Source organism: Aeromonas sp. PS2Canimalfood6, assembly GCF_048276795.1.
GTDB classification, from domain to species: domain Bacteria; phylum Pseudomonadota; class Gammaproteobacteria; order Enterobacterales; family Aeromonadaceae; genus Aeromonas; species Aeromonas caviae.
The window spans coordinates 1-2538 of sequence record NZ_JBLUXC010000116.1; the positions used below are offsets into that span (position 1 = coordinate 1).

The following is a 2538-nucleotide window of genomic DNA, read 5'->3' on the forward strand; positions in this document are numbered from 1 at the left end:
CGATTGGGCCGCTGCCCACAGGAGTGGTTGAGGGCCGTGGTCAGGGCGTGCATCGAGAAGACAGATTATCCCATCCCGGCAGAACTGATGCCGTCAACCCCGTCCTGGTGAATAGATACCTAAGCAGTGCCTCCGTCTACCCACGGGAAGTAGTGAAACGTGCGTTGGCGCTTAATGCTGCTGCCCTGATGCTGGTGCATAACCACCCGTCGGGATACCCGGAACCCAGCCGGGCAGATATCGAAATAACCCACCGATTGCAGACCGCCCTAGAGCTGGTCGATATCCGGCTCCTGGATCATCTGGTGGTTGCCACAGAGGGGATTGTATCGCTAGCCGAGAGAGGGTACTTGGGTTGAGCACTCCCGCTGTGGTTCAGTCACCATTTTTGCTAGACTCTGCACTTTAATTTTCTCCAAAAAATCCGATGATGAAACTCTTAAATACCTACGATGACAAAGATGAAGCCGAAGAAGCGCTGACCAAACTCCTTGGTGAAAAACGCCTAGCCAGTGAACGAGATAGCACCGTGGTGGTCTATAACCTATTTGGCGAGCCTACCTGGGGCAACTTCCATCGTCTTGGCATGTTCAATTTGCCGGAGCTACAGACGATGTTGGAGCAGCGCAAAGCTGGGCATGTTATTGATCAAGCCCGGCACAGCGAAATTTTGAGTATGCTACGCTATGCAGCGAAGTCTTTTGATATCACGCTTCCCGCTCATTGGCTATAAATAAACGCCGGAATATCCGGCGTTTATTTATAGCCCACTTTAAATAGATGTTGCTATTAATCGTTTCACTTATATAAAAATAATCGCATCATTAGCCTGGTGATGGACATCTAGGCGAAAATTTGATGTTAAGCAATTCTCATTGAAGTTAATATAAAAAGGAAACCATGCCGGATCATTACTAATAGCAGAAAGACTTTTGCTTGAGTTTCCTTCTGCTCTCACAGACACTTCCGCCAACCAAGACTTTACATCATCATGAGCGATTGAAATGGGCTTTCGTAACTGATATACACCTTGCTTGGGATTAGACAATAACTCCAAATTGATCAATGTCCTAACAACAAATTGAATACAACGCTTAATAGTTGATGTATCACCATAGACTTCGGTTATACGCTGCTCCAGCTGCTTGTAGATAAATAAGCCTTCATGCTTAGCCATTTTTCCAATTTGTGCCGTAACATTATAAAAAAATGGATACTTAGCCAGCATCATTCCCCAATGAATCGCAATATTTACCTCACTGTGTTCAATAAGCAGTCTACAAGCATCGACATGAAATGCTTTGGGTACGGAATTTGATTCTGAATCCCAAATTCCAAAGAGCAGGTTTCTAGTCTTATCTTGGGCAACTTTGCTATCAAAGCTGGGCGCAAGTAATACATCAATTTTATTTTTTAATGCTTGGCCGTGAACCCCATTTGCTGACCAAGATGCGGTTTGAACTAGCCAGTCCATCTCTAAATGCCGATTAAATCCAATAGCTGGTTTCATAACTCAATATTCCTTTTTAAAAATTACAATTGAGTTTCCTTGTTGCAGACATTCAAATGCCGACATATCAAGATTGGATAGGTTAATATCAAGATGGAAGGGAAAGAGAGCCTGATCATTCAAGGCATCATCAAGAGCAATACTCTCTTTGCTTGATGAAATGAGCAAAGCATCAAGCAGCCAATTTGCTAGATGACTATTTATGCTGACTCGTTGATTAACAATGGAGTAAGAGGCCGGACTCATATTTCGCTTTAATATGCCTAATTCCATTATGGTTCTTAGTACGGCACTTAATGCTCTGCTGGTGGCTTCAGTTTCACCATAGAGCATACTCATACGCCGAAACACTTGGGCATAAGTAAAAGTATTATTTAGCCTTGATTGTCGGCCAATAAAGCGAGCGACTTCGGCAAAGAACGGCTTTCTCGCAATTAACATGCCCCAATGAATAGGTAAGGAAAATGATTCAGCCTCTTTATGTAATACAATACCTTTATCAAAAAAACTCTTTGTGTATTGGTCTACTGGCTGACTCCACACCGAGGTGAGCAAATTCCGCGCTTTACGGCGGTTTTCTTTGGAAAAAATATACGCGCTTAAAAAGTTATCAAGATTGTCATTAAGTTGTGTATATTCAGCCCCGTTTGCTACCCAACGAAGAGATTGTTCAAGCCACTCTTTTTCAACATGGCGACAGAAACCGGGAGTTTTAACCATAACCTATTGTTTTCTATTAACTATTATTAATGGAACGATAACCTCGTGGAGACTGATCCCCCCGTGCCCCACAACGACATCACCTTTGCCTTTAAAAGCACAATCAGCATTGGCGAGTAGCGGGTAGGTCGCTTTGGGAAGCCCTAGTTCAGGACCAGGCCATGCTATCACAGATCCATGGCAGGCTTCATGTACAGGATCTTTAGCTACAACCAATTGAAATAGATAGAAAAAAGGCTTCGTTTGTGATCTGATTTAATCGCAAAAAAAAACCGACACGCCCGAAGCCATGACTATTATCAATGCAA

General features: G+C 43.4%; 3 protein-coding genes and 1 pseudogene. 2 read left to right on the plus strand and 2 right to left on the minus strand.

Translation table 11 applies throughout. The annotated features are described in order from the left end of the window. Positions 1-119 precede the first annotated feature (119 nt). Positions 120-359, plus strand: a pseudogene (locus ACNPAA_RS20730) (JAB domain-containing protein); the annotation flags it as partial. Positions 360-427: 68 nt separating this feature from the next. Further along, positions 428-733, plus strand: a complete 306-nt coding sequence (locus ACNPAA_RS20735) for a hypothetical protein (RefSeq protein WP_232354301.1) — start codon at positions 428-430, stop codon at positions 731-733. Positions 734-802: 69 nt separating this feature from the next. Here the strand turns inward: ACNPAA_RS20735 and ACNPAA_RS20740 are convergent, their stop codons facing one another. Together ACNPAA_RS20740 and ACNPAA_RS20745 are read right to left on the minus strand one after the other, a co-directional pair. Further along, complete coding sequence (locus ACNPAA_RS20740) at positions 803-1510, minus strand: hypothetical protein (protein ID WP_417891983.1); 708 nt, start codon at positions 1508-1510, stop codon at positions 803-805. A gap of 3 nt (positions 1511-1513) precedes the next feature. Beyond that, positions 1514-2230 (minus strand): hypothetical protein, encoded by a 717-nt coding sequence (locus ACNPAA_RS20745; protein ID WP_201940943.1) that lies wholly within the window; start codon positions 2228-2230, stop codon positions 1514-1516. Between the last annotated feature and the right edge of the window lie 308 nt (positions 2231-2538).

What these genes read in the sequence shown, in the direction of transcription:
- ACNPAA_RS20735 (WP_232354301.1), top strand. Translation starts at nt 428, where the DNA reads ATGATGAAACTCTTAAATACCTACGATGACAAAGATGAAGCCGAAGAA.
- ACNPAA_RS20740 (WP_417891983.1), bottom strand. Translation starts at nt 1,510, where the DNA reads ATGAAACCAGCTATTGGATTTAATCGGCATTTAGAGATGGACTGGCTA.
- ACNPAA_RS20745 (WP_201940943.1), bottom strand. Translation starts at nt 2,230, where the DNA reads ATGGTTAAAACTCCCGGTTTCTGTCGCCATGTTGAAAAAGAGTGGCTT.